The sequence below is a fragment of the Streptomyces sp. NPDC048643 genome, assembly GCF_040650615.1.
In the GTDB taxonomy this organism is placed as follows: Bacteria; Actinomycetota; Actinomycetes; order Streptomycetales; family Streptomycetaceae; genus Streptomyces.
Window position 1 is genome coordinate 204005 of sequence record NZ_JBEZHO010000008.1, and the last position, 23924, is coordinate 227928.

The 23924-nt window shown below is 73.1% G+C and carries 21 protein-coding genes; 13 read left to right on the forward strand and 8 right to left on the reverse strand.

Translation table 11 applies throughout. The features are described from left to right. Window positions 1–188 precede the first annotated feature (188 nt). The 3 genes from AB0C62_RS11240 (at window position 189) to AB0C62_RS11250 (ending at window position 2240) form a co-directional block, all read left to right on the forward strand. Entirely contained in the window at window positions 189–590 is a 402-nt protein-coding gene (locus AB0C62_RS11240; protein ID WP_362971810.1) for a Zn-ribbon domain-containing OB-fold protein, read from the forward strand. A 31-nt stretch (window positions 591–621) separates the two neighbouring features. Beyond that, window positions 622–1227 (forward strand): GNAT family N-acetyltransferase, encoded by a 606-nt coding sequence (locus AB0C62_RS11245; protein WP_362971812.1) that lies wholly within the window; start codon window positions 622–624, stop codon window positions 1225–1227. A gap of 101 nt (window positions 1228–1328) precedes the next feature. Continuing rightward, complete coding sequence (locus tag AB0C62_RS11250; RefSeq protein WP_362971814.1) at window positions 1329–2240, forward strand: GNAT family N-acetyltransferase; 912 nt, start codon at window positions 1329–1331, stop codon at window positions 2238–2240. Window positions 2241–2269: 29 nt separating this feature from the next. Here AB0C62_RS11250 and AB0C62_RS11255 read toward each other — a convergent pair whose 3' ends face one another. Both AB0C62_RS11255 and AB0C62_RS11260 read right to left on the reverse strand, forming a co-directional pair. Continuing rightward, the gene (locus AB0C62_RS11255; RefSeq protein WP_362971816.1) at window positions 2270–2926 is read right to left on the reverse strand and encodes a pyridoxal 5'-phosphate synthase; all 657 of its coding nucleotides are present in this window, start codon (window positions 2924–2926) and stop codon (window positions 2270–2272) included. Between the two features lie 62 nt (window positions 2927–2988). Beyond that, window positions 2989–4182 carry an acetyl-CoA acetyltransferase gene (locus AB0C62_RS11260; protein WP_362971818.1) on the reverse strand — a complete coding sequence of 398 codons (1194 nt, stop codon included), beginning with the start codon at window positions 4180–4182 and terminating at the stop codon, window positions 2989–2991. Window positions 4183–4324: 142 nt separating this feature from the next. Here AB0C62_RS11260 and AB0C62_RS11265 point away from each other — a divergent pair, with 142 nt between their 5' ends. Both AB0C62_RS11265 and AB0C62_RS11270 read left to right on the forward strand, forming a co-directional pair. After that, entirely contained in the window at window positions 4325–5512 is a 1188-nt protein-coding gene (locus tag AB0C62_RS11265) for an acyl-CoA dehydrogenase family protein (RefSeq protein WP_362971820.1), read from the forward strand. A gap of 632 nt (window positions 5513–6144) precedes the next feature. Then, the gene (locus AB0C62_RS11270; protein ID WP_362971878.1) at window positions 6145–6747 is read left to right on the forward strand and encodes a nitroreductase/quinone reductase family protein; all 603 of its coding nucleotides are present in this window, start codon (window positions 6145–6147) and stop codon (window positions 6745–6747) included. Window positions 6748–6885: 138 nt separating this feature from the next. On the opposite strand, the gene AB0C62_RS11275 is transcribed toward AB0C62_RS11270, so the two are convergent. Continuing rightward, entirely contained in the window at window positions 6886–7533 is a 648-nt protein-coding gene (locus tag AB0C62_RS11275) for a TetR family transcriptional regulator (RefSeq protein ID WP_362971822.1), read from the reverse strand. Window positions 7534–7690: 157 nt separating this feature from the next. Between AB0C62_RS11275 and AB0C62_RS11280 the strand changes: the two genes are divergently transcribed. The 3 genes from AB0C62_RS11280 (at window position 7691) to AB0C62_RS11290 (ending at window position 11741) form a co-directional block, all read left to right on the forward strand. Continuing rightward, the gene (locus AB0C62_RS11280; protein ID WP_362971824.1) at window positions 7691–8446 is read left to right on the forward strand and encodes a VOC family protein; all 756 of its coding nucleotides are present in this window, start codon (window positions 7691–7693) and stop codon (window positions 8444–8446) included. Window positions 8447–8710: 264 nt separating this feature from the next. Beyond that, window positions 8711–11038, forward strand: coding sequence for a serine/threonine-protein kinase (locus AB0C62_RS11285; protein ID WP_362971826.1), 2328 nt, complete (start codon window positions 8711–8713; stop codon window positions 11036–11038). 61 nt (window positions 11039–11099) lie between these two features. Then, complete coding sequence (locus AB0C62_RS11290) at window positions 11100–11741, forward strand: hypothetical protein (RefSeq protein ID WP_362971828.1); 642 nt, start codon at window positions 11100–11102, stop codon at window positions 11739–11741. A 12-nt stretch (window positions 11742–11753) separates the two neighbouring features. On the opposite strand, the gene AB0C62_RS11295 is transcribed toward AB0C62_RS11290, so the two are convergent. Genes AB0C62_RS11295 through AB0C62_RS11305 form a run of 3 tightly spaced genes read right to left on the reverse strand, consistent with a single transcriptional unit; the run spans window position 11754 to window position 14165 of the window. Further along, window positions 11754–12581 carry an enoyl-CoA hydratase/isomerase family protein gene (locus AB0C62_RS11295; RefSeq protein ID WP_362971830.1) on the reverse strand — a complete coding sequence of 276 codons (828 nt, stop codon included), beginning with the start codon at window positions 12579–12581 and terminating at the stop codon, window positions 11754–11756. Beyond that, window positions 12578–13003, reverse strand: coding sequence for a zinc ribbon domain-containing protein (locus tag AB0C62_RS11300; RefSeq protein WP_362971880.1), 426 nt, complete (start codon window positions 13001–13003; stop codon window positions 12578–12580). Before AB0C62_RS11300 ends, AB0C62_RS11295 begins: the two co-directional genes overlap by 4 nt. Before the next feature lie 13 nt (window positions 13004–13016). Then, entirely contained in the window at window positions 13017–14165 is a 1149-nt protein-coding gene (locus AB0C62_RS11305) for a lipid-transfer protein (RefSeq protein ID WP_362971832.1), read from the reverse strand. A 99-nt stretch (window positions 14166–14264) separates the two neighbouring features. Between AB0C62_RS11305 and AB0C62_RS11310 the strand changes: the two genes are divergently transcribed. Continuing rightward, entirely contained in the window at window positions 14265–15863 is a 1599-nt protein-coding gene (locus AB0C62_RS11310; protein ID WP_362971834.1) for a FadD3 family acyl-CoA ligase, read from the forward strand. Between the two features lie 106 nt (window positions 15864–15969). On the opposite strand, the gene AB0C62_RS11315 is transcribed toward AB0C62_RS11310, so the two are convergent. Both AB0C62_RS11315 and AB0C62_RS11320 read right to left on the reverse strand, forming a co-directional pair. After that, entirely contained in the window at window positions 15970–16149 is a 180-nt protein-coding gene (locus AB0C62_RS11315; protein ID WP_362971836.1) for a hypothetical protein, read from the reverse strand. A gap of 243 nt (window positions 16150–16392) precedes the next feature. Then, window positions 16393–19350 (reverse strand): BTAD domain-containing putative transcriptional regulator, encoded by a 2958-nt coding sequence (locus tag AB0C62_RS11320; protein WP_362971838.1) that lies wholly within the window; start codon window positions 19348–19350, stop codon window positions 16393–16395. A 247-nt stretch (window positions 19351–19597) separates the two neighbouring features. On the opposite strand from AB0C62_RS11320, the gene AB0C62_RS11325 reads away from it, so the two are divergent. From AB0C62_RS11325 to AB0C62_RS11340, 4 genes are all read left to right on the forward strand, one after another. Continuing rightward, window positions 19598–20857, forward strand: coding sequence for an amidohydrolase family protein (locus AB0C62_RS11325; protein ID WP_362971840.1), 1260 nt, complete (start codon window positions 19598–19600; stop codon window positions 20855–20857). A gap of 111 nt (window positions 20858–20968) precedes the next feature. Continuing rightward, window positions 20969–21910 (forward strand): TIGR03619 family F420-dependent LLM class oxidoreductase, encoded by a 942-nt coding sequence (locus tag AB0C62_RS11330; RefSeq protein WP_362971842.1) that lies wholly within the window; start codon window positions 20969–20971, stop codon window positions 21908–21910. 10 nt (window positions 21911–21920) lie between these two features. Further along, window positions 21921–22697, forward strand: a complete 777-nt coding sequence (locus tag AB0C62_RS11335; protein WP_362971844.1) for a glucose 1-dehydrogenase — start codon at window positions 21921–21923, stop codon at window positions 22695–22697. 98 nt (window positions 22698–22795) lie between these two features. Further along, entirely contained in the window at window positions 22796–23914 is a 1119-nt protein-coding gene (locus AB0C62_RS11340) for an LLM class flavin-dependent oxidoreductase (RefSeq protein WP_355880174.1), read from the forward strand. Window positions 23915–23924 lie beyond the last annotated feature (10 nt).

Consider the following 23924-nt stretch of genomic DNA (forward strand, 5'->3'; position numbering starts at 1 on the left):
CGACCGTACCGCCGCGGGTACCCGCGGCGGCCACACCCACCGCAGGGCGCGCGCCGGGATCGCGGGACACACCGGTCGCGGACACGGAGTCACCGGCACCCGCCCCCTCCCCGCGCCCCGCTCTCTCGGCTCGCCCCGCCCCCGCTGCCTCCACCGCTCCCGCCGCATCCCCCGCCCCCGGTTCCGACGTGCCGGAGGTGGACGGGTTCACCCGCCCCTACTGGGACGCGGCGGCCGAGGGGCGGCTGCTGATCCGGCACTGCGGGGCCTGCGACCGCGCCCACCACTACCCCCGGGAGTTCTGCCCGCTCTGCTGGAGCGAGGACGTGAGCTGGCGGCCCGCGAGCGGCCGCGCCACGCTCTACACCTGGTCCGTCGTCCACCGGAACGACCTGCCGCCGTTCGGGAGCCGTGTGCCGTACGTCGCCGCCGTCGTCGACCTCGCGGAGGGGCCCCGGATGATGACCGAGGTCGTCGGATGCGAGCCGGCCGACCTGCTGATCGGCATGGACCTGAAGGTCGCGTTCCGGTCCGGGATCCCCGTCTTCCGGCCGACCGGGGCGAGCGGGCCCGGACTGCCCCGGACGTGACCCCGGTGCCCGGAGGGGTTTCAATGGCTGGATGGCCGAGGTCCACGAACAGTTCGCCGTCCGCCCCTTCCCCGAGCTGAGCGGGCTCGGTCTTCGGCTGCGCGCCTGGGACGCGGAGTCGGACGCCGACGTCTCGGCGTATCTGCGCGGACTGACCGATCCGGAGTTCCAGCGCTGGAACACCCCGCTCCGGTTCATCCGGGACATCGACGGCGCCCGGGAGGCGCTGCGGTCCCGGATCGCGAGCGCCACGAGCGGCACCAACGTCTCGTTCTGCGTCACGGACGCGGAGAGCGGCGAGACGCTGGGCCACATCGGCGTCAACGAGATCGACCACGTCATGAGCTGCGCCCGCGTCGGCTACTGGGTCCTCCCGGACGCACGGGGCCGCCGCGTCGCCACCCGCGCCCTGACCCTCGCCGCCCGCTACGGCTTCGCCGACCTGGCCCTGAACCGCCTCGAACTCGGCCACGCCCTGGGCCACGAGGTCTCCTGCCGCGTCGCCGAACGCTGCGGCTTCCGCGCCGAGGGAACCCTGCGCGGCGCCATGTTCGAGGCGGGCCGCCACGACGCGTTCCGAGACGTCCACCTGCACGGCCGCGTCACGGGGGACCCGGAGCCCGCTGTCGGGGGGTGAGGATGCCTCGGCGGCCGCCGGAGACTCCGGGTGTGGGCTCGGTGGCGGACGACCGCCGAAAACCTGAGGCGTCCGGCCGCGGGCGCACGGGATCATCGAGCATGACGTCCGTTGCGTACGACTGGCAGCTCACCCGTGACCTCGACGAGTTCCTCGGCCGGGCCACGGACTTCCTGCGGGCGAGGCCAGCGCGGCACACGGTTCCGCTGACGGTCACGGACGCCCTGCGCAGGCGGGGGCTGGGCGGGTGGGGCGAGGAGCCCCCGCTCTTCGGTGTGCTGGAGCGGGGCGGTGCCGTCCGTGCGACGTTCTTCCGTACGCCGCCGTACCGCCTGAACCTCACGGCCGTGGACGAGCGGGACGCGGACGCCCTCGCCGCACTGCTCGCGGACCTGGACACCACGCTGCCCGGCGCCACGGCGGAGCCGGACACTGCTGGCGCCTTCGCCGAGGCCTGGCGCCGACGCACGGGGGCGACGGCCGTTCGGGATCGCAGCGAACGGTTGTACCGGCTCGTGGACCTGACGCCCCCCGCTCCCGCGCCTGCCGGGCGCGTCAGGGTGGCGAACGAGACCGACCGGGAGCTGCTCGCCCGCTGGTACCGGGACTTCGCGGATGTCATCGGCGGAAGCGCGCAGCGCGACGGAGGGGAGTGGGCTGACGACCGGATCTCCTACGGTGGCGTCTCCCTCTGGGAGACACCCGACGGGACCCCGGTCGCCATGGCGGGCGCGACACCACTGGTCGCCGGTCAGATACGCGTCGCGCCCGTCTACACCCCGGCCTCCCTGCGCGGCCGCGGATACGCCGGTGCCGTCACCGCCGAGGTGAGCCGCGCCGCGCGGGCGGCCGGCGCCCAGGAGGTGCTGCTCTTCGCCGACCTCGCCAATCCCACGAGCAACGGCCTCTACCAGCGCATCGGCTACCGCCCCGTCGCGGACTTCGCCGCCTACGCCTTCACGGGCGGCCGGGGACGAGGCAGCGGGACGGACGGCTCACGCGGCGGAAGCTAGAGCGGCGCGCGGGACCCGCTCCGGCTGCGTCACGGCCACAACAGTTCCGTCGTCCAGTCCTCGGCCGTGCGGTGGTACGTGAGGCGTACGTGGCGGCGGCGGGGGTCGCCCTGGAAGAACTCCGCCTCCGTGGGGTGGAGCCGGTAGAGGGTCCAGGTGGGGGCCGGGGTGTCCGGGGACTGCTCGGCCTGCTTCCAGGCCGCGTCCGACGCGCGGTCCAGGTCCGCCAGGGAGGGCAGGACGGCGCTCTGCCGGCCCACCAGGGCCGCGGCCAGCGCGCCCGTGGAGCGGGCGTGCAGGTCCGTCTGACTCTCCTCCGCAGAGGCGACGGTGACCGGGCCCCGGAGCCGGACCTGGCGCCCCTGCGCGGGCCAGTAGAAGCCGAGGGCCGCGTACGGGCGGGCGGCGAGCTGGCGGCCCTTGCGGCTGGTCGCGTGGGTGGCGAACGCCCAGCCCCGGTCGTCCGCGCCGTGCAGCATCACCGTGCGGACGTCGGGCAGACCGTCCTCGTCCGCCGTCGCCAGCGACATCGTGTGCGGCTCGGTCTGCCCGGCCGCCGCGGCCTCCGCGAGCCACCGGGCGAACAGGGTCAGCGGGTCCGCCGGCGCGTCGTCCGGCTCGAAGCCCGGCAGCTCCGTGTCCCACACCCGCAGCGATCTCAGCAGCTCATGAAGATCCGGTTCCATGCCGTCGAGTATCGCCCTGGAGCGCGGACGCACGCCGTCGCCGGGCAGGTGCACGCGCCCTCTCACCCCCGGCCCAGCAGCACCGTTCCCGACGAGCAGAACCAGCCGCCCGTCCCGGACGCCACCGCCAGCTGCGGGAGAGTGCCGTCGGCCCGACGCACCTGGCGGGCCTCCGGCACCTCGCCGCGCAGTTGTCGTACCGCCTCCACCAGGAGGAACAGCCCCCGCATGCCCGGGTGTTGGGCCGACAGTCCGCCCCCGTCGGTGTTCACCGGCAGCTCCCCGCCCACCAGCAGCCGCCCCTTCGCCGCCTCCACGAACGCGCCCCCCTCGCCCTTCGCGCAGAAGCCGAGGTCCTCCAGGGTCACCAGGGTCATGTAGGTGAAGGCGTCGTAGATCTCGGCGACGTCGATCTCCGCGGGCCGGACCCCGGCGCGCTCGAAGGCGAGCCGGCCGCTGACCGCCGCCGGGGACACGGTGAAGTCCGCCCACTCGGACATGCTGGTGTGCGAGACGTGCTCCCCGGCGCCGAGCACCCACACGGGCTCCGTGCGGCAGTCGCGTACGTACTCCTCGGCCGCCAGCAGCACCGCCGCGCCCCCGTCGGAGCGCAGGCAGCAGTGCAGCTTGGTGAAGGGGTCCGCGATCATCGGCCCCGACAGGACGTCGTCGACGGTGACGGGGGAGCGGAACATCGCCTCCGGGTTGTGGGCGGCGTTCGCGCGGGCCTGGACGGCGACCGACGCGAGCTGTTCGAGCGTGGTTCCGTAGGTGTGCATGTGACGGCGGGCGGCCATCGCGTACTTGGCGATCAGGGTGTGCCCGTACGGGACCTCGAACTGGAGCGGTCCCCGGGCGCCGAACGACAGGTTCCCGGTGCGCCGGCCCGTCTTGACGTCGGCGCGGGCGGTGGAACCGTAGACGAGCAGGACGGCGTTGGCGTGGCCCGCCGCGATGGCGTCGGCCGCGTGCGCCGCCATGACCTCCCAGGTGGACCCGCCGACGGAGGTCGAGTCGACCCAGGTGGGCCGCAGCCCCAGGTACTCGGCCACCTCGGCGGGGGCGAGGGTGCCGAGGCCCGCCGACGCGAGACCGTCGACCACCGAGCGGTCCAGACCCGAGTCGGCGAGCGCGCGGCGGGCCGCCTGGGCGTGCAGCGCGTAGGGAGTCGCCTCGTCCACGCGACCGCAGTCGGAGAGGGATATGCCGACGACGGCGACCTTGCGACCGCTCCGGCCCGGGGTGGCATGCGTCATGAATCTGACGGTACATCAGATAACTGGGCCGCCGGGAGGTGTCCGCACCCCTGTGCATCTGGAACCGTCCGACCTAACATGACGGCCCGTCAGATCAGGGGATCGGCGGATCCCGCAGGCTGCCCCAGGGAGGAGCCCGCCCATGGACGCCCGTCTCACCGCGGAGCAGGAGGAGATCCGGCGCACCCTGCGGGAGGTGCTGGTCAAACGGTGCGGCCCGGACGACCTCCGGGCCGCCGCACACAGCCCCGAGGGCCACGACCGGTCACTCTGGGAGACCCTGTCCCGGCAGCTCGGACTGCCCGGCCTCGCCCTGCCCGAGCGGTACGGCGGGATCGGCTGCTCGGTGACCGAACTCGCCCTGGCCTTCGAGGAGTCGGGCCGCTTCCTCGCCCCCGCCCCGCTCCTCGCCACCGCCGCCCTCGCCGCCCCGCTGATCCTGGCCCTCGGCGACGAGGCCCAGCGCGCCGCCCTGCTTCCCCGGCTGGCCTCCGGCGAACTGACCGCCGCACTCGCGGTGCCGGGCGCGGGCCTGGCCACCGCGCTCGCGCTGGTCGACGACAACCACGGCGACTGGGCGGGCGGCGGCCGCGCCGGAGGCGTCCAGGCCCGCCGCGCGGACGGCGGGTGGCGGCTCTACGGGCAGGCGACGCAGGTCCTCGACGGACACAGCGCCGGACTGCTGGTGGTGGCCGCGCACACCGGCGGCTTCGCCCGGTCCCGGACCCTGCTCTTCCTGGTGCGGGCCGAGGCCGCGGGCATGGTCCGCGTACGGCAGACCTCTCTCGACGCGAGCCGCCCCCAGGCCCGGATCGAACTCCGTCACGTGAGAGCCGAGTTGCTGGGCGACGAGCGCGCCGACGTGCCCGCCGCCCTCGCCGCCACCGGAGACGCCGCCGCCGCCGTCCTCGCGGTCGAGGCCGTGGGCGCCGCCGACCGCGCACTGGAGCGCACCGTCGAACACGTGCGGACGCGCGAGCAGTTCGGTCGCGCGATCGGCTCCTTCCAGGCGGTCAAGCACCGGCTCGCCGACGTGTACGTGGGCGTGAGGGCGGCCCGCTCGGCGGCCTACTACGCGGCCTGGGCCGCGGGAACCGGCGCCGAGCGTGTGGGCGGACTCGCCCTGGCCCAGGCGTTGGAGGCGCTGCGCGCCGCCGCCTCCGAAGGCATCCAGTTGCACGGCGGCATCGGCTTCACCTGGGAGCACGACGCGCACCTCTCCTTCAAGCGCGCCGCGGGCGACGAACTCCTCTTCGGCCCCGTCCACCGACTGCGCGCCCACGCCGCCGACACGGCCCGCCTCTTCGACGCCGCAGAGGTGAGGGTCTGATGCCGCCGGCCAGGCACCCGGGTCCCGGGGAGGACCCGGGGGAGGACATGGGGAGCGGTACCCACGCAGGGGAGGACGCGGTGAGTGGTGGCGGGGCGGAGGGCGACAAGGTGAGCGGTGGCGAGGCGGAGGCCGGCGCAGCGGGCGGTGCAGGGAGTCGGGACGGCGGGCCCTCCGGTGGCGGGGCGGAGGGGGCAGGTGGGGGTGAGGTCCCGGGCGGAGGGTCACCTGGAGTGAACAGCGACGGAAGCCTGGCCGGAGAGTCGCCCGGGGTGAGCGGAGATGTGAGTCCGGGTGGAGGGTCGTCCGGGGTGAGCGGTGACGGGGGCGCGGGCGGAGAATCGCCCGGGGTGAGCGGTGATGTGGGCCCCACCGGACGGTCGCCTGAGGGGAGCGCTGCCGAGGCTCCGGCCGGGTCGTCCGGGGTGAGCGGTGACGCGGGCGCGGGCGCGGGCGGAGGGTCGACGGGGGCGACCAGTGAGGGGGGCCCGAGCGGAGGGGTGCCCGGGACAAGTGGTGAAGGAAGCCGGGCCGGAGAGTCGTCCGGGGTGAGCGGTGACGGGGGGCCGGGTGGAGGGGTGCCCGGTGTCGGTGGCGCCGTCGGGCCCGGTGTCGGGACCGGGGCGCGGAGGGTGCCCGGGGTCCGGCTGGTGCAGCGGGTCTCCTCCACGCGGACCTTCGCCAAGGTGGCCCCCCATCTCATCCCGGCCCTCGACCGGGCCGTGCACCGCCTGACCCGCGGCAAGGTGCTGCTCAGCGCCCAGATGCTGCCGGGGATCGTCCTCACCGCCCGCGGCGCCCGCAGCGGCCTGGAGCGCCGCACACCCCTGGCCTGCATGCCGGAGGCCGGAGCGGCGCGGGCCCCGGACGAGACGGGTGCCGTAGGGGCCGTGCACACCGTGGGTTCCACGGACGCCGAGGGGGTCGCGGGCGCTCCGGAGAGCGGCTGGATCCTCGTCGGCTCCAACTTCGGCCGTACGGGCCACCCCGCCTGGACCGCCAACCTCCTCGCGCACCCCGACGCGGTCATCAGCTGGAAGGGCGAGGACATCCCCGTGACCGCGCGGCTCCTCACGGGGGAGGAACGGGCCGGGGTGTGGCGGACGGCGCTGGCCTTCTGGCCGCCCTACGCCACCTACCAGGCGAGGGTGGACCGGGAGATCCGGCTCTTCAGGATCGTCCGGCGGCACACGACCGCCACCCCGGACGCCGTGGACGGACCGCCGCCCGGGTAGCCGGCCCCGCCGGATGCCCGGACCGCCGCCCTGTGCTCCCGTGTCCGTACAGCGCAGCGGGCGGCAGTTCGCCGGAGCATGCCTCCGGAGTGAACTGCCGCCCGCATGACAGGAGTTGGGGCGAAAAGGTTGGGTAAGTTACTTCGTCGGCTTCTTCCCGGTCACGCCCAGATGCACCAACAGCGCGAGGTTCGGCTTGAGTTCAGCCTGCTTGACGCCCCACGTCTGGAAGCCCCTCTGGTGCGAAGCGACCGCGGCGAGCATGGCGACGAGGGAACCGGCCATGGCCGCCGGGTTCACGTCCTTGTCGACCTTGCCCTTGGCCTGGAGGTCGGCCACCGAGTCCGTGAGCGAGTTGTTCACGGAGTTCAGGATCTTCATGCGGATCTTGTAGAAGCGCTTGTCCCCCTCGGCGGCGCCGAGGTCGACCACGCGCAGGATCGCGTCGTTCTTCCGCCAGAACTCCAGGAAACCGTCCACGAGTTCCTGCGCGGTCTGCCAGCCGGCCTTGCCGACCCACGAGCGCCCTTCGAGCAGCTGGGTCAACCCGGCGCCCTCGGTGGCCATGTGTTCGGCGATCTCCAGGACGGCGCCTTCGACGTCCGGGAAGTACTGGTAGAAGGTCGCCGGCGACGTGCCCGCCTTCCGGGCGACGTCGATGACTTTGACATCCCGGTAGGGCGACGAGCTGAGCATCTCGCTGAGGCAGTCGAGCAGCTTCTGCCGGGTCGCCTGCCCACGTCGTCCGGCCACGCGGCCGTCGACGGTACGCACTTGTCCTGTCATGCCGTCAGCTTACCGAGGGGTGATCGGAGCGCGATTCGGCCGACTGCAAATGGGGTGCGGCCGTCCGTCACAGGGGTCGTGGAGGTCTCCTACGGGGTGTCACCGGTGCGGATGCGCCCGCTCTGCGCGATGAGCCCGGGGCCGTTAGCTTGATCGCATGGCCGAATCTGCCGTTGTCGCCGGGTTCTCCGAGGGTGTGCCCTGCTGGGTCGACGCCCAGTTGCCCGACGTGGAGGCGGGAAAGCGCTTCTACGGCGAGCTGTTCGGCTGGACGTTCCCGGAGGCGGCCGAGGGAACCGCGGGGGCCGGCCCGATGGCCCTGGCGGAACTGGACGGTGCGCCGGTCGCCGGGCTCACGCCCAAGCGGGACGGCCGCATGCCCACGGTGTGGACGGTGTACTTCGCGACGCCGGACGCGCGGGCGCTGTCCCGCCGGATCACGGCGGCGGGCGGCCAGGTCATCACCGCGCCGACCGAGATGCCCGGCCCCTCCGGCGACTTCGGCAGCGCGGGACTCGTCACGGACCCGGAGGGTGCCGTGTTCGGCCTGTGGCAGCCCGGCAGCCACGCCGGATTCGGCCGGCGTCACGAACGCCGTACTTTCTGCTGGGCGGAGTTGTACGCGCGGGACACCGCGACCGTCGACCGCTTCTACGGCACCCTGTTCCACGACGCGCTCTTCGGGCCCGACGCGACGCCCGACTTCGGCCGCGTCCCCGTCTCCGGCGTCTTCCCGGCCGAGATGCCGCCCCATTTCCTCGTGCACTTCGGGGTCGGCGACTGCGACGAGGCGCTCGGGACGGTGAACCGGCTCGGCGGCCGGGTCCAGGTGCCGCCCTTCGACACGTCGTACGGACGGGTGGCCGTGGTCACGGACAATCAGGGGGCGTCGTTCGCCGTCCTCGAACGCTGAAGGGGGACATCCGGCGCCGGAGGACGGGGTACATCCGGGACGAGGGGCGTCATTCGGCCGTGAACGGCCGGGCCGGACCGCCCGTACTCCTCCTGGAGCGGGTGTTTTGTCATGAGACACCCCGATCCGCGTCCGGGTTCGCAACCTGTGGCTCGGCCAGGAAGAATCGGGGTGCGTGCCGCCACGGCGGTGCGGTGGTGAGACGCTGCACTGGGCCGCGTTCACACGTGGATGACGCGACCCGTACGGGGAGGTGGCAGGCAAGTGGTGGATCAGCTGACGCAGCACGATCCGCGGCGGATCGGGCCGTTCGAGGTGCTGGGACGGCTGGGTGCCGGCGGCATGGGGCTGGTCTATCTCGCGCGCTCGGCCTCCGGCCGGCGCGTGGCGATCAAGACGGTCAGGACGGAACTCGCCGAGGACCAGCTGTTCCGGGTCCGCTTCTCGCGCGAGGTCGAGGCGGCCCGCGCCGTGTCGGGCTTCTACACGGCGGCCGTGGTCGACGCCGACGCGCGCGCCGCGGTGCCCTGGCTGGCCACCGCCTACGTCCCCGCCCCCTCGCTCGAGGAAATAGTGAACGAGTGCGGGCCGCTCCCGGCCCAGGCGGTGCGCTGGCTCGCGGCGGGCGTCGCGGAGGCGCTCCAGTCGATCCACGGCGCGGGACTCGTCCACCGTGACCTGAAGCCGTCGAACGTCCTGGTGGTCGAGGACGGACCGCGGGTGATCGACTTCGGTATCGCGTCCGGCGTTTCGAACACCCGTCTGACCATGACGAACGTCGCGGTCGGCACCCCCGCTTACATGTCGCCGGAGCAGGCGAAGGACTCGCGCAGCGTGACCGGCGCGAGCGACGTCTTCTCGCTCGGCTCGATGCTGGTCTTCGCCGCGACCGGACACGCGCCCTTCCACGGCGCGAACCCCGTCGAGACGGTGTTCATGCTGCTCCGCGAGGGACCGGACCTGGAAGGCCTCCCGGACGAGCTGCGCCCGCTCATCGAGTCCTGTATGCAGATGGACGCCACGGGCCGCCCCAACCCCGCCGACCTCCAGGCCCAGCTCGCCCCCCACCTCTTCGGCTCCGGCTCCGACGACAGCGGTACGGCGTCGGCGTGGCTGCCCGAGCGGGCGGTGGGCCTCATCGAGACGCGCCGTGGCGGCCGTCCGCCGGTGAAGCCCGCGTCCGGCGGGGCGCGCAGCGGCGGCGGACGCCCCGCGGTGCCGCCGCCCCCGTCGCACGCCCCGGTCGCCGTCGGCGCGCCCGACACCGGTCCGGTGCGCCTGGCGGGCGCCAAGGTGTCCATCGGCCCCGGCCCGCGCGTCGCCGACGCCCGCGCCGCCGCCGTGAAGGCGCCCCCGCCGGAGGCCGGTCTCGCGGCGTCCTGGTCCCGGCCGCGCGTCGGGGTGAACGGCGCCGACCTGGCGCCCACGGTCGCGCCGCCCGCCCCCTCGCCCGAGGCGCCCGCCGGCTGGCGCCCGTGGCGTTTCCGCATGTCGAACGACGTGTGGGGCACCCCCTCGGTCGCCGGTGACCTCGTCTACGTCACCTCCTTCGAGGTGCACGCCCTCGACGTGGCGACCGGTCGGCGCCGCTTCAAGACGCGGGACGTGGCCTGGTCGATGGCCGTCGCGGACGGCCGGATCCACGCCTCCGACGGGCCGACCCTGTTCGCTCTCGACGCCCGCGAGGGCGCCGACCTGTGGCGGCTGTCCACGGACGCCTGGGTCTACTCGCTCAAGGCCGATCGGGGCACGGTCGTCACCGGCACGCGCGGCGGCGGCGTCCAGGCATGGGAGGCCTCCAACGGCCAGAAACTCTGGGAGATCAGCGGGGCCCAGACGGACTTCGAGTCGCCGGAGGCCGGCCCGTCCGTCCACGACGGCACGGTGTACGTCTGGAAGGACGCCCGGCTGCGCGCCCTGGACGCCCGGACCGGCGAGGAACGCTGGTCGTACCCCATCGGCGACGCGGCCTCCTGCGGCGGTGTGCCGGTGCGGATCACCCCCGCCCCCGACGGCTACGTGTACATCTCCGCCGGCACCCGCGTCCTGGCCGTCGACGTGGCGAGCGGCCGGGTCCGCTGGCACTTCGAGGCCCCGGCCGTCTTCCTCAGCCCGCCCACCTTCGCGCCGGGTCCCGCCGTGACGGGCGGTGGGGTCTACCTCGCCGACTACCTCGGCACGGTGTACGCCCTCGACGCCACCGACGGCCGGGACCGCTGGCGCATCGCCACCGAGTCCCGCGCCTCCGTGGAGCCGGTCCTCGTCGCCGCGGGCCACGTCCACGTGGGCAGCGGCAAGGGTCTGTACACGCTGGACGCGGTGACCGGCACCCCCAAGTGGCGCTTCCAGGCGGGCGGCGACCTGGTCGGCGCCCCCGCGGTCGCCGAGGGCCGCATCCACTTCGGTTCGACCGACCACCTGCTGTACACGCTGAAGGCCGACGACGGCCGGCTGCGCTGGAAGCTGGCGACCGGGGGCGAGATCACCGGCGCCCCCGTCGTCAAGGACGGTGTGGTGTACGCGTGCAGCAAGGACCGCTGCGTGTACGCGCTCGACGCGGAGAAGGGGACCGCTACGGCTCGTACGACCTGAGGCCCGGTGCCGGTGCGTCCCTCGGCGGAGTGCGTTCGGCCGCCCTGGGTAGGGTGAGGTCATGTACACGCGGGGGCGCACACTCAGGTTCACAGCGGTGTCGGTGATGGTCGTGCTGGCTCTGACCGGCTTCTCGACCGGCCGTCACGGGAGCCGCAGCCATCACAGCAGCGGCGGCGGGTGCAGCAGTTCCCGCCAGGACCACGACAGTTCGTCGTCGACATCGACGTCGGGCGGCGGTTCGTACGGCGGCGGCTCGTCCAGCAGCGACCCGTACGGTGGTTCGTCCAGCGACCCGTACGGCGGCTCGTCCGACGACGCGTACGGCTCCGGGACGAGCACCAGTGGCGGCACGGGCGGCACGTACCGTTCGCGGCCCACCCACCGTTCCACTCCCACCGCGACCTCGTCCGGCACTTCCCGGCCGCTGAAGGACGGCACCGCGGTGCTCAAGCGGTGCGCGAGCACGGACGACCCGTACACGACCGTCGAGGTCAGGAATCCGAACGGCCGCGAGGCTCTCTTCACCGTGAAGGTCGGTTACAAGGACGACACCGGCTTCACCATGGCCGACACCACCGACCAGGTGTCGGTGCCCGCGAACGGCAAGGCGACCCTCCGGGTGGCTGCCGCCAGTACAGGGGCTTTGGACCGGCTCGACCACTGCGAGGTCGATCGACGCGCCACTGTCGACCGGTATTGACCTCGACGCGGCTCACCGCGTCCGGAATCCGCCCGGGCGTCGCCCCGCGAACAGCTCCGCCTGACGGGCGCCCGGCAGGTTGCCGAGGGAGACGAGCTGCGGGGCGTGCGCGAGGGCTGCCGCCCGGGTCGCCTCCTGCGCCTGCCAGAGCGCCCGCACGGTGCCCTGGACGGCGTCGGCCGGATAGGACGCGATGACGGCCGCGCACGCCACGGCCGCCGCCACCGCGCCTCCCGGGGGCGTGAGTTCGGAGACCAGTCCGACCTCGTACGCGCGCCGGGCGGAGATGCGTTCGGCGGTCCCCATCAGCGCCATCCGGGCTACCTCCCCGAACGGCATGCGCTGGGCGAGGTAGACCGACTCGTACGCGCTGACCATGCCGTACGTCGTGTGCGGGTCGAAGAAGGCCGCCGTCTCGTCGGCGACCACGAACTCCGCCTCGCCGAGCAGGTAGAAGGCGCCGCCGCACGCCATCCCGTGCACGGCGGCGATCACCGGCTTCCACAGGTCGTTGGCCTTCGGTCCGATCGTGGCGAGCGGGTCGTCCACCATGTACGGGGACGAGGGCTGCGGCACCTGCGCGTCCCGGTCGATGCCGGTGCAGAAGGCGCGCGGCCCGGCGCCCGTGACGACGACCGCCCGCACGGTGTCGTCGAACCGGAACGCCCGCCAGGTGTCGGCCAGTTCGGCGGCCGTGGCCAGGTCGATGGCGTTCAGCCGGTGCGGCCGGTCGAGGGTGAGGACGGCGACACCGGTGTCCTTGTCGACGGCGACCGCGAGACCCCGGCCGCCTTCGCCGCCCCCCGGGCCCCCGGCGCCGGTGGGCCCGTCCGCGCTCACGCCCGCTCCAGGACCCAGCGCGGCACGGTCATGCCGTTCACCTCGGTGAACACCGCCTGCACCCGTGCCCCGATGCGGATCCGGTCCGGGGAGACGGAGTTGAGGGCCGCGTCCGGACCGCTCACCAGGTTCCCGACCAGCCGGATCCGTGGCGCGTCGGCCAGTTCCACCACGATCGCGTTGTAGCCGGGCAGCTCCGCGTAGGCGGGCAGGAGCGGCGGATGCGGGACGACGTACGACCAGATCCTCCCCCGCCCGGTCATCCGGCGCCACGCGCTCGCGAAGGAGTGGCAGTGCGGGCAGCAGGGCCGGGGAGGGAAGCGCAGTTCACCGCAGTCGGCGCAGCCCTGGACGCGCAGTTCGCCCTGGGCCGCGTACTCCCAGAAGGGCGCGCCGTCGTCGTCGAGGACGGGGGAGAGCAGGGACTCGTCCATCTCAACTCCTCAGCAGGAGAGCGGAGGTGGGAACCCCTTCCCCCGCCGTGACCAGGCAGGTCGCCGCACCCGGCACCTGCGCCGTGCTCGTGCCGCGCAACTGCTTCACGCCCTCGTTGATGAGGTTGAAGCCGTGCACGTAGGCCTCGCTGAGCCCGCCGCCCCCGGTGTTCAGGGGCAGCCGGCCGCCGATCTCCAGCGCGCCGCCCTCCGTGTAGGCCGCGCCCTCGCCCCGGCCGCAGAAGCCGTAGCCCTCCAGGGACAGCGGGATGAGCGGGGTGAACGCGTCGTAGATCTGCGCGACGTCCACGTCCTCGGGTGTGAAGTCGGCGTGTTTCCACAGGTGTCGGGCGGCGGCCCAGGCGGGGCCGGTGAGCGGGTCGTCGTTCCAGTAGTTGACCATGCCGTGGTGCTGGGCGGGCAGGCCCTGGGCGGCGGAGTGGACGTACACGGGCCGCTGCCGGCAGTCGCGGGCGCGCTCGGCGGAGACGATCACGCAGGCCAGCGCGCCGTCCGTCTCCAGGCAGTTGTCGAAGAGGCAGAGGGGTTCGCTGATCCAGCGGGAGGTCATGTACATCTCGCGGGTCAGCGGGCGTTCGTACATCATCGCGGCGGGGTTCTGGTTGGCGCGGTTGCGGCAGGCCAGTGCCACGTTGAACAGGTGGTCGCGGGTCGCGCCGAACTCGTGCAGGTAGCGGCGGGCGAGCATCCCGATCTCGTCGGCGGGCCGCAGCAGTCCGAAGGGCCGCGTCCACTGGGTCGGGGTGGGGAGCTGTACGGCCGTGTTCTTCCACGGCCGGGGTCCCGAACCCCGCTTCCGTGACCGCCAGGCCACCCCCACCGTCGCCTGGCCGGAGGCTATCGCCCCGGCGAGATGCGCGACGGTGGCGCACGAACCGCCGCCGCCGTAGCCCACCTTGCTGAAGAAGCTGAGGTCGCCGAACCCGACGGCCTTGGCGACCTCCACCTCGTCGGTCTCCTCCATGGTGTACGAGGCGAGGCCGTCGACCTCGGCGGGCGCGATGCCGGCGTCGTCGAGCGCGGCGAGGATGGCGCGGCAGGCCAAGGTCTTCTCGGAGTCGGGGAGTTGTCTGGCGAAGGGGGTCTGGCCGATGCCGACGACGGCCGTGGCGTCCTTGATCCCTGGCATGGGTGCACCTCCGCGCACGGTCCCGGCTGCTGACAGGTCGTCAGGCTACAGCTAATCTGACGGTCAGTCAGCTAGTGGTGCTGCAGCGGGAGGTGCTCGATGCGCGGTGACCTGGAGTGGGGAAGCGTCCCGGGGTTGGTGCGGTCGGCGGCCACCCGCTTCGCCGGCCGCGAGGCGGTCGTCGAGGGCCGGACCCGTGTCTCCTACGAGGAGCTGGGAGCCCGGGTGGAGCGGGCGGCGGCGGCCTGCATGGCGAGCGGTGTCCGGCCCGGCGACCGGGTGGCCGTCTGGGCCCCGAACACGCTCGACTGGATCGTCTCCGCCCTCGGCGCGGTGTCGGCGGGCGCGGTCCTGGTGCCGCTCAACACCCGCTTCAAGGGCGCCGAGGCGGCGTACGTACTGGACCGGAGCCGGGCGAGGCTGCTGTTCGTCACCGGCACGTTCCTCGGCACCTCGTACGTGGCCTCGCTGCGGCGGGCGGCCGGCGAGGGTCCCGGCTCCGGCCCGCTGCCCGGACTCCCGCACCTGGAGCAGGTCGTGGTCCTCGCGGACGACGCCCCCGCCGACTTCCGCACCTGGAAGGACTTCCTCGCGGACGGGGAGGGGGTGGGGGACGACGCCGTCCGCCGCAGGGCCGCCGCCGTGTCCGGTGCCGACCCCTCGGACATCATCTTCACCTCCGGCACCACCGGCCGCCCCAAGGGCGCCCTGATCACCCACGCCCAGACCCTGCGCGGCTACGCGATCTGGAGCGAGCTCGCCGGCCTGCGCGAGGGCGACCGCTACCTGATCGTGAACCCGTTCTTCCACACCTTCGGCTACAAGGCCGGGATCATCGCCTGCCTGATGCGCGGGGCGACGATGATCCCGCAGCCGGTGTTCGACGTGGACACGGTCCTCGCGAACGTGGCCGCGGAACGCGTCTCGGTCCTCCCCGGCCCGCCCACCCTCCACCAGTCGCTGCTCGACCACCCCTCCCGGGACGCGTACGACCTCTCCGCGCTGCGCCTGGTCGTCACCGGCGCGGCGGTGGTGCCGCTGCGTCTGGTGGAACGCCTGCGCAGGGAACTGGGCGTGGCCACGGTCCTGACGGCGTACGGCCTCTCCGAGGCGAGCGGCATCGTCACCATGTGCCGCAGGGGGGACCCGCCGGAGGTGATCGCCACGACCTCGGGCCGGGCCGTCCCGGACACCGAGGTGCGGGTGGTGGACTCCGCGGGCGCCGACGCGCCGCCCGGCGCACCCGGCGAGGTGCTGGTGCGCGGCTTCAACGTGATGAGCGGCTACTTCGAGGACGCGGCGGCGACGGCGGAGGTGCTGTCACCGGACGGCTGGCTGCGCACCGGTGACGTGGGCGTCCTGGACCCCGCCGGCAACCTCCGCATCACCGACCGGATCAAGGACATGTTCATCGTCGGTGGCTTCAACGCCTATCCCGCCGAGATAGAGCAACTCCTCGGCCTGCACCCGGACGTCGCCGACGTCGCGGTCGTCGGCACCCCGGACACCCGCCTCGGCGAGGTCGGCCGCGCCTACGTCGTCCGCCGCCCCCACTCGACCCTCACCGCCGACGACCTGATCGCCTGGTCCCGCCGGGAGATGGCCAACTACAAGGTCCCCCGCACGGTCGACTTCGTCCACGAACTCCCGCGCAACGCCAGCGGGAAGGTGCTGAAGGGGGAGTTGCGGGGGCGGTGACGAACGAACGGGCGCCACCGGGAGACCGGCGACGCCCGGACACACGTCGGCCGCGGCGGCTCCCCCTCCGCGCCGCCGCGGCCTCCGGTCCCCGTGTGGTGCGGCTCTAGGCCGGGTTGCCCGTCACGTGGGTGTTGTCCGGCTTGGCCTCGCCGTCCGACGCGGCGAGCGGCTTGATCGGGCTGCTCGTCACGTGGGTGTTCAGCGGGGTGATCTCCTCGCCGTCCTCACCACCGGTGACGTGCGTGTTGTCCGGCTCGGCGATCGGCTTCTCGGTCTCGCTCATGGTGCTGCCTCCCCTTTGGTGGCTCTTTCTGGGACTACGGGGCCCGCCCGGCCATTCCCCCGAGGACGGCCGGGCGGGCCACTCGGGTCGCCCACCCTAGACTGCGAGTTCGGCGACCACTTCGGCGGTCCGTCTGCCCCCCGACGCGACGGATCGACAAGACAGAGACTGCCGCGTGGCGATAAACGAACGATGAACGCCCGCTGCGGTCCGGCCCCTTGCGGCGAGCGCTCCCGTCAGGCACTACGCGGCGGCAACCGGAGTCAGCAGGGTGCGGACCTCCGCGGCCTCCGGGGAGTCCAGCTTCTCGTAGATCTCCAGGGCCTCGCGCCAGCAGACCTGCGCCCGGCCGGACTGGCCGATTCCGCTCAGTGACTTGCCGAGCACGGTCAGGACGTTGCCCCGGCGCCACTCACCGCCGATGCCCCGCAGCACGGTTAGCGCCATCTCCGCGTTGCTCGCCGCACGGGCCGGCTTGCGGGCGTCCAGATCGACCTCCGCGAGGCGGCACAGAGCCATGCCCTCCCACAGGCGCTGCCGGCTGTCGCGGAAGACCCGCAGCGCCTCCTCCAGTTCGCTCGTCGCGTCGGAGTGCCGGCCGCTCTTGCCGAGGGCCATGCCCAGCGCGTAGCGGCCGTTGGCGACGCGCAGCGTGTGGCCGAGGGTCTCGTAGATCTCGGTGCCCTGCCCGGCGAGGACGACGGCGCTGTCGGCCCGGCCCGTCGCGAGGTGCAGCCGCGACAGGTTGCAGAGCGGGCTCGCCGACCCGGCGAGGTCGCCGCAGCCGCGGAACTCCTCGATGGCCCGGCTGAAGTAGCCCTCCGCGTCCGCGTAGCGCTTCTGGTAGAAGGCGATGCTGCCCAGGATGTTCGCCGCCCAGCAGCAGGGCAGCGGGTCGTCGGAGGCCTCGGCGAGCCGGAGCGCCTGCTGGGCCTCCCGGTACGCCTGGTCGAACACGCCGGAGAACAGGAGCGCGTTGCTCAGGACGACACCCGCACGCCCTTCCGCGCGGGTGTCCGAAGCGCCGCGGGCGGCGTCGCGCAGGGCCGCGGCCGCCGCCTCGTACTCCTTGGAGTTGGCACCGGACTCGGCGAGGTCCACCGCCGCCCACAGCAGGTCGATGGCGCGGCGCAGTGTCGGGCCGGTGGCCGACTGCCGTACGCAGGCGAGCAGGGGGACGGCCTCCGAGTACAGCCAGTCCCAGGAGGCCTTCCGGTCGGCGAAGGCGAGGCCCTCGGTCCGGGTGGGCTCCAGATGGTCCACCAACCGGTCTCCCGGGCGTTCGAGGGCGTACACGCCCGCGGCCGTGGCCAGGTAGAAGTCCAGCAGGCGGGAGAGTGCCGCCGCCCGTTCCGTCGGGGGCTGTTCGTCCCGTTCCGCGCAGGAACGGGCGTAGAGACGGACGAGGTCGTGGTACCGGTAGCGGCCGGGGGCGGCGGACTCCAGGAGCGAGGTGTCGACCAGGGACTCCAGGAGGTCCTCGGTGTCCTCGGCCGGGAGGTCGAGCACCGCCGCCGCGGCCGCGAGGGAGATGTCGGGGCCGTCGGCCAGGCCCAGCAGACGGAAGGCCCGGGCCTGGGCGGGCTCCAGCTGGCCGTAGCCGAGTTCGAAGGTGGCCTTGACGGCGAGGTCGCCGGCCTGGAGCTCGTCCAGTCGGCGCCGCTCGTCGGCGAGCTTCGCCGCGAGCACCGACACCGTCCAGGTGCGCCGCGCGGCCAGCCGCGACGCCGCGATGCGGATCGCCAGCGGCAGGAACCCGCACGCGGCGACCACGTCGAGCGCCGCCTCCCGCTCGGAGGCGACCCGCTCCTGGCCGACGATCTTCGTGAAGAGCTGCAGCGCCTCCTCGGGGGACATCACGTCGAGGTCCACGAGATGGGCGCCCGCGAGGTCCACCATCCGCATCCGGGAGGTCACCAGCGCTGCGCAGCCCTCGGTGCCGGGCAGCAGCGGACGCACCTGGGCGGCGTCCCGGGCGTTGTCGAGCAGTACGAGGACGCGGCGGCCGTCGAGGACCGAGCGGTACAGCGCCGAGCGCTCCTCCAGCGAGTCGGGGATGGCGGTGTCCGCCGTGCCGAGGGCGCGCAGGAAGGCGCCGAGCACGGCCTCGGGTTCGGCGGCCCGCGATCCGGCGCCCTGGAGATCGACGTAGAGCTGCCCGTCGGGGAAGGCGGCGCGCGAGCGGTGCGCCACGTGCACGGCGAGGGTCGTCTTGCCGACGCCGCCGATGCCCGCCAGCGCGGAGACGGCCATGACGCGGCCCTCCTCGGAGGAGGCGGCGGCGAGGACGTCGCTCAGTTCCCGGACGAAGGAGGCGCGCCCGGTGAAGTCGGTCACCGTGGCAGGGAGTTGGGCGGGGCGCACGGGGGCCGCGGCGGGTTCCGCCGCCGGGGCGGAGGGTTCCGCGAGGCCGGGGTCGGCCTGCAGAATGCGCTGCTGGAGTTCCCGCAGACCCGCTCGCGGGTCCACCCCCAGCTCGTCGGCGAGCAGCCGCCGGGTGTCGGCGAACACCGCGAGCGCCTCCGCCTGCCGGCCGGAGCGGTACAGCGCCAGCATCAGCAGCTCCCGCAGCCGCTCGCGCAGCGGGTGCGCGGCGGTCAGCGCGGTGAGCTCGGAGACGGCCTCCGCGTGAGCGCCCTGCTCCAGGTCCATGTCGAGCCGGGATTCGAGGAGTTGCAGCCGCCACTCCTCCAGCCGCGCCCGCTGGGTCTCCGCGTAGGGGCCGGGGATGCTCGCGAGGGGTTCGCCGTCCCACAGGGCGAGGGTGTCCCGGAGCAGGTCGCGGGCGCGGGGCAGATCGCCCTCGGCGCGCGCCTTCTCCGCGAGTCCGGCGAGTTCCTGGGCGCGGGTGTGGTCGAGCGCTCCCTCGCCGAGGGAGCGGATCGCGTAGCCGCCGGACTCGCTGACCAGGACCTCGGGGCCGAGCGCCTTGCGCAGCCGGGAGGCGTACGTCCGGACGGCGGCCAGCGCCTGGGAGGGCGGCTCGTCGCCCCACAGGGCGTCGATCAGTTCGGCGGCCGTGGCCGTGCGGCCGTCGCGGAGCAGCAGCGCGGCGAGCAGCGCGCGTTGCTGCGGGGATCCGGCCGGCAACGCGTCCTCGCCGAGCCAGGCGCGCACCGGTCCGAGCACGCTGAAGCGCAACGCGGCGGGCTCCTCCGAGCCCGGGCGCCGCTGCTCCGGTACCCGCGGCACACCGTCCATCGCTGTCCCCCTGCCGAACGTCAGTACAACGAGGCCAGTTTGCCTTGTTCTCGGGGGATGCGTCAGCCGTGCGAGACAGCGATCACAGGGCGGGGCACGGCTACCCCACAGGGTCCTCACACGGCCTCCGCACCCGCCCGTGGCCATCCGTGCTGCTCCGCGCGCGATCACCCGCCGGGCGGCGGTCGCCCACAGCGTGCCCGACGAGAAGCTGACGGGTCGTCAGATCAGCGCTACCGTGGCCGGTATGGAGACCACGGAAACCCCGCAGAGCCCTTCGGCGGACGACGGGACCGCCTTTCCGAGGATCATCTCGGTGGACGACCACACGGTCGAGCCGCCCGACGTCTGGCGGGACAGGCTTCCCGCGAAGTACCAGGACACGGGCCCGCGCATCGTCCGGGCACCCCTGAAGGAAATGACCTTCCTGGGCGGGAAGTTCGCGCCCGTCATGGGTGCCCCGGGCGACGAGGGGCCGGTGGGCGACTGGTGGGTCTACGAGGACCTGCACCGCCCCCTCACCCGCCTCGACACGGCCGTCGGCTACGACCGCGACGAGATCAAGCTGGAGATCATCACCTACGAGCAGATGCGCCCCGGCTCGTACGACGTGCCCGAGCGGCTCGCCGACATGGACGTCAACCACGTCCAGTCCGCCCTGTGTTTCCCCACCTTCCCGCGCTTTTGCGGTCAGACGTTCACCGAGGCGACCGACCGCGAGCTGGGCCTGCTCGGGGTGAGGGCGTACAACGACTGGATGGTGGAGGAGTGGTGCGGGCCGAAGGCCCAGGGGCGCCTGATACCCCTGACGCTCGTCCCGCTCTGGGACGCCCGGCTCGCGGCGGAGGAGGTGCGGCGCAACGCGGCGCGCGGCGTCCGGGCGGTCGCCTTCTCCGAGATCCCGCCCCACCTCGGGCTGCCCTCCGTGCACACCGACGACTGGGACCCCTTCCTCGCCGCCTGCGACGAGACGGGCACCGTCATCGCCATGCACATCGGGTCCAGCAGCAGGATGCCGTCGACCTCGGCCGACGCGCCGCCCGCCGTCGGCTCCACGATCACCTTCGCCAACTGCTGCTTCTCGATGGTCGACTGGCTGATGAGCGGCAAGTTCGAGCGCTTCCCGAACCTGAAGGTGATGTACGCCGAGGGGCAGATCGGCTGGATCCCCTACATCCTCGAACGCGCCGACGTGGTGTGGGAGGAGAACCGCGGCTGGGGCGGTGTCGCGGACAAGGTCCACCGGCCGCCGTCCGAACTGTTCACCGAGCACGTCTACGGCTGCTTCTTCGACGACGCCTTCGGTCTGAAGAACCTGGACGCGATCGGCGTCGGCAACGTCCTCTACGAGACCGACTACCCGCACTCCGACTCGACCTGGCCGAAGTCCCGCGAGGTCGGCGAGGCCCAGATGGGTCACCTGGACGCCGACGTGGTCGACCGGATCGTACGGCGCAACGCGATCGACCTCCTCGGGCTCACTCCCGAGGGGCTCTGGGCCGGCTGAGGCGCCCGTCGGCGGTCCGGTGTCCGCCGACCCCTTGTCTGACGGACCGTCAGCTACGACGATGGCGGCAACCGTCACGTGACGGTCCGTCGGACAAAGGGGTGCGGGCCCATGCAGGTACTGCCCGAAGGGCGACTGGCGTACGGGATGCAGCTCCCGGTCCAGTCGCAGAGCACCATGTACGCGGAGGCGTGGGAGGCCGGGGCCGGGCCCGCGGACCTCGTCGAGATCGCCCGGGCCGCCGACCGCGCCGGCTTCGCCTACGTCGCGGCCTGCGACCACGTCGCCATCCCGCACCGGCTCGCCGACGCCATGAGCACCGTCTGGTACGACCCGGTCGCCACCCTCGCCCACCTCGCGGCGGTGACCGAACGGGTCCTGCTGCTCAGCCACGTCGCGATCGTCGGGCTCCGGCATCCGCTGGTGACCGCCAAGCAGTACGCGACCCTCGACCACCTGTCCGGTGGGCGCCTCGTCCTCGGCGTCGGAGCCGGTCACGTGGAGGAGGAGTTCACCGCGGTCGGGGCGGACTTCACCCACCGGGGAGCGGTCCTCGACGAGACGATCGACGCGCTGCGCGCCGCGCTCGGGCCGGACGAGTTCCCCGTCCACCACGGCAAGACGTACGACTTCGAGGGACTCGGCCAGCGCCCCCGGCCCGCACAGGAGCGGGTGCCCGTGTGGGTGGGCGGATCCTCGCCCGCCGCCGTCCGCCGGGCCGCCCTGCGCGGGGACGGCTGGCTGCCGCAGGGCGATCCCCGCGACCGGTTGCCCGGCCAGATCGCCCGGCTGAAGGAGCTGCGCGAGGGGGCGGGCGTCGAGGAACCCCTCACGGTCGGCGCCATCACCGAGCCGCTGTACGTCGGCGAGCCCGGCTGGGAGGTCGGGCGCCGCACGCTGCACGGCGCACCCGAGGCGCTCGCCGAGTCGCTGCGCGCGTACGGCGCGATGGGCGTGCACCAGATCCAGGTGCGGTTCCGCAGCCGGGACCGCGCCGAACTCCTCGACCAGATGGCGGCGTTCGGCTCGGACGTCGCACCCCACCTCACCTAGGGAGTCGGTCATGGGCAAGCTGGACGGGCGCGTCGTCGTGGTCACCGGCGCGGCGCGCGGGCAGGGCGAACAGGAGGCGCGGCTCTTCGTGGCGGAGGGCGCGCGCGTCGTCGTCGCGGACGTGCTCGACGAGCAGGGGGAGGCGCTCGCCAAGGAGATCGGCGCGCACTACGTCCACCTGGACGTGAGCCAGGAGGCCGACTGGGCGGAGGCGGCGCGCTCGGCGAAGGCCGCGTACGGACGGATCGACGGACTGGTCAACAACGCCGGCATCCTGCGCTTCAACGCGCTCGTCGACACCCCGCTCGAGGAGTTCCTGCAGATCGTGCAGGTCAACCAGGTCGGGGTGTTCCTCGGGATCAAGACCCTCGCGCCCGAGATCGCCGAGGCGGGCGGCGGCACGATCGTGAACACGGCGTCGTTCACGGGGCTCACCGGCATGGCGTACGTGGGCGCGTACGCGGCCACCAAGCACGCCATCGTGGGCCTCACGCGGGTGGCGGCGCTCGAACTCGCCGAGAAGGGGATCCGCGTCAACGCGGTCTGCCCCGGCGCGATCGACACGGCCATGAGCAACCCGGCCCAGCTCTCGCCGGGCGCGGACACCGAGGAGGCCTCGCAGGCGCTGGACGCGTTCTACAGCAAGCTGGTGCCGCTCGGCCGGATCGGCCGGCCCGAGGACGTGGCGCGGCTCGCCCTGTTCCTGACGGGCGAGGACTCCTCGTACATCACCGGGCAGCCGTTCGTGGTCGACGGCGGCTGGCTCGCGGGCGTCAGCGTTCTCTGACGCCGCGTCAGCTATTGACGGTCCATGCGCACGGTGGAACAGTCGGCTCACACGATCTGACGGTTCGTCAGATAACGGGATGGGGACGGTGAACCTCCTTGGAATTCGGGCTCTTTGTACAGGGATACGTGGGCAAGCGGGCCGAGACCGATCCGCTCGCGGAGCACAAGGCGCTGATGGAGGAGACCGAGTACGTCATCCAGGCGGACAAGTCCGGCTTCAAGTACGCCTGGGCCTCCGAGCACCACTTCCTGGAGGAGTACTCGCACCTCTCGGCCAACGACGTCTACCTCGGCTATCTGGCGCACGCCACGGACCGCATCCACCTGGGCTCGGGCATCTTCAACCCGCTCGCCCAGGTCAACCACCCGGTGAAGGTCGCCGAGAAGGTCGCCATGCTCGACCATCTCACCGGCAATCGCTTCGAGTTCGGGTCCGGGCGCGGCGCCGGCTCGCACGAGATCCTCGGCTTCCTCCCCGGCATCACCGACATGAACTACACGAAGGAGATCTGGGAGGAGACCATCGCGGAGTTCCCCAAGATGTGGCTCCAGGACGAGTACGTGGGCTTCCAGGGCAAGCACTGGCAGCTCCCGCCGCGCAAGATCCTGCCGAAGCCGTACGGGAAGTCGCACCCCGCGATGTGGTACGCCGCCGGGTCGCCGCCCTCGTACTCCATGGCCGCCCGCAAGGGGCTCGGCGTGCTGGGCTTCAGCGTGCAGAAGGTCTCCGACATGGAGTGGGTCCTGGAGCAGTACAAGACCGCCGTCGTGAACGCCGAGCCCATCGGCGACTTCGTCAACGACAACGTGATGGTGACCACCACCGCGATCTGCGCCCCCACCCACGACGAGGCGATCCGCATCGCGGTCGGCGGCGGGCTGCACTACCTGCCCTCCCTCGTCTTCCGCTACCACGACACCTTCCCGCGCCCCGAGGGCTTCCCCGTCTGGCCGGAGACCCTCCCGGAGTACAACGCCGAGTTCGTCGAACTCCTCATCCAGGAGGAGCTGTTGATCTGTGGCGACCCCGGTGAGGTGCTCAGCCAGTGCAAGCGCTGGGAGCAGGCCGGCGCCGACCAGCTCAGCTTCGGTCTGCCCGTCGGTGTCCCCAAGGAGGAGACGCTCCAGACGATCCGGCTGATCGGCGAACACGTCATTCCGAAGATCGACACGGACCCGGTGCACCGCACGACCCGGTTCCGCCAGGCCGTCTAGGGGGTACTTC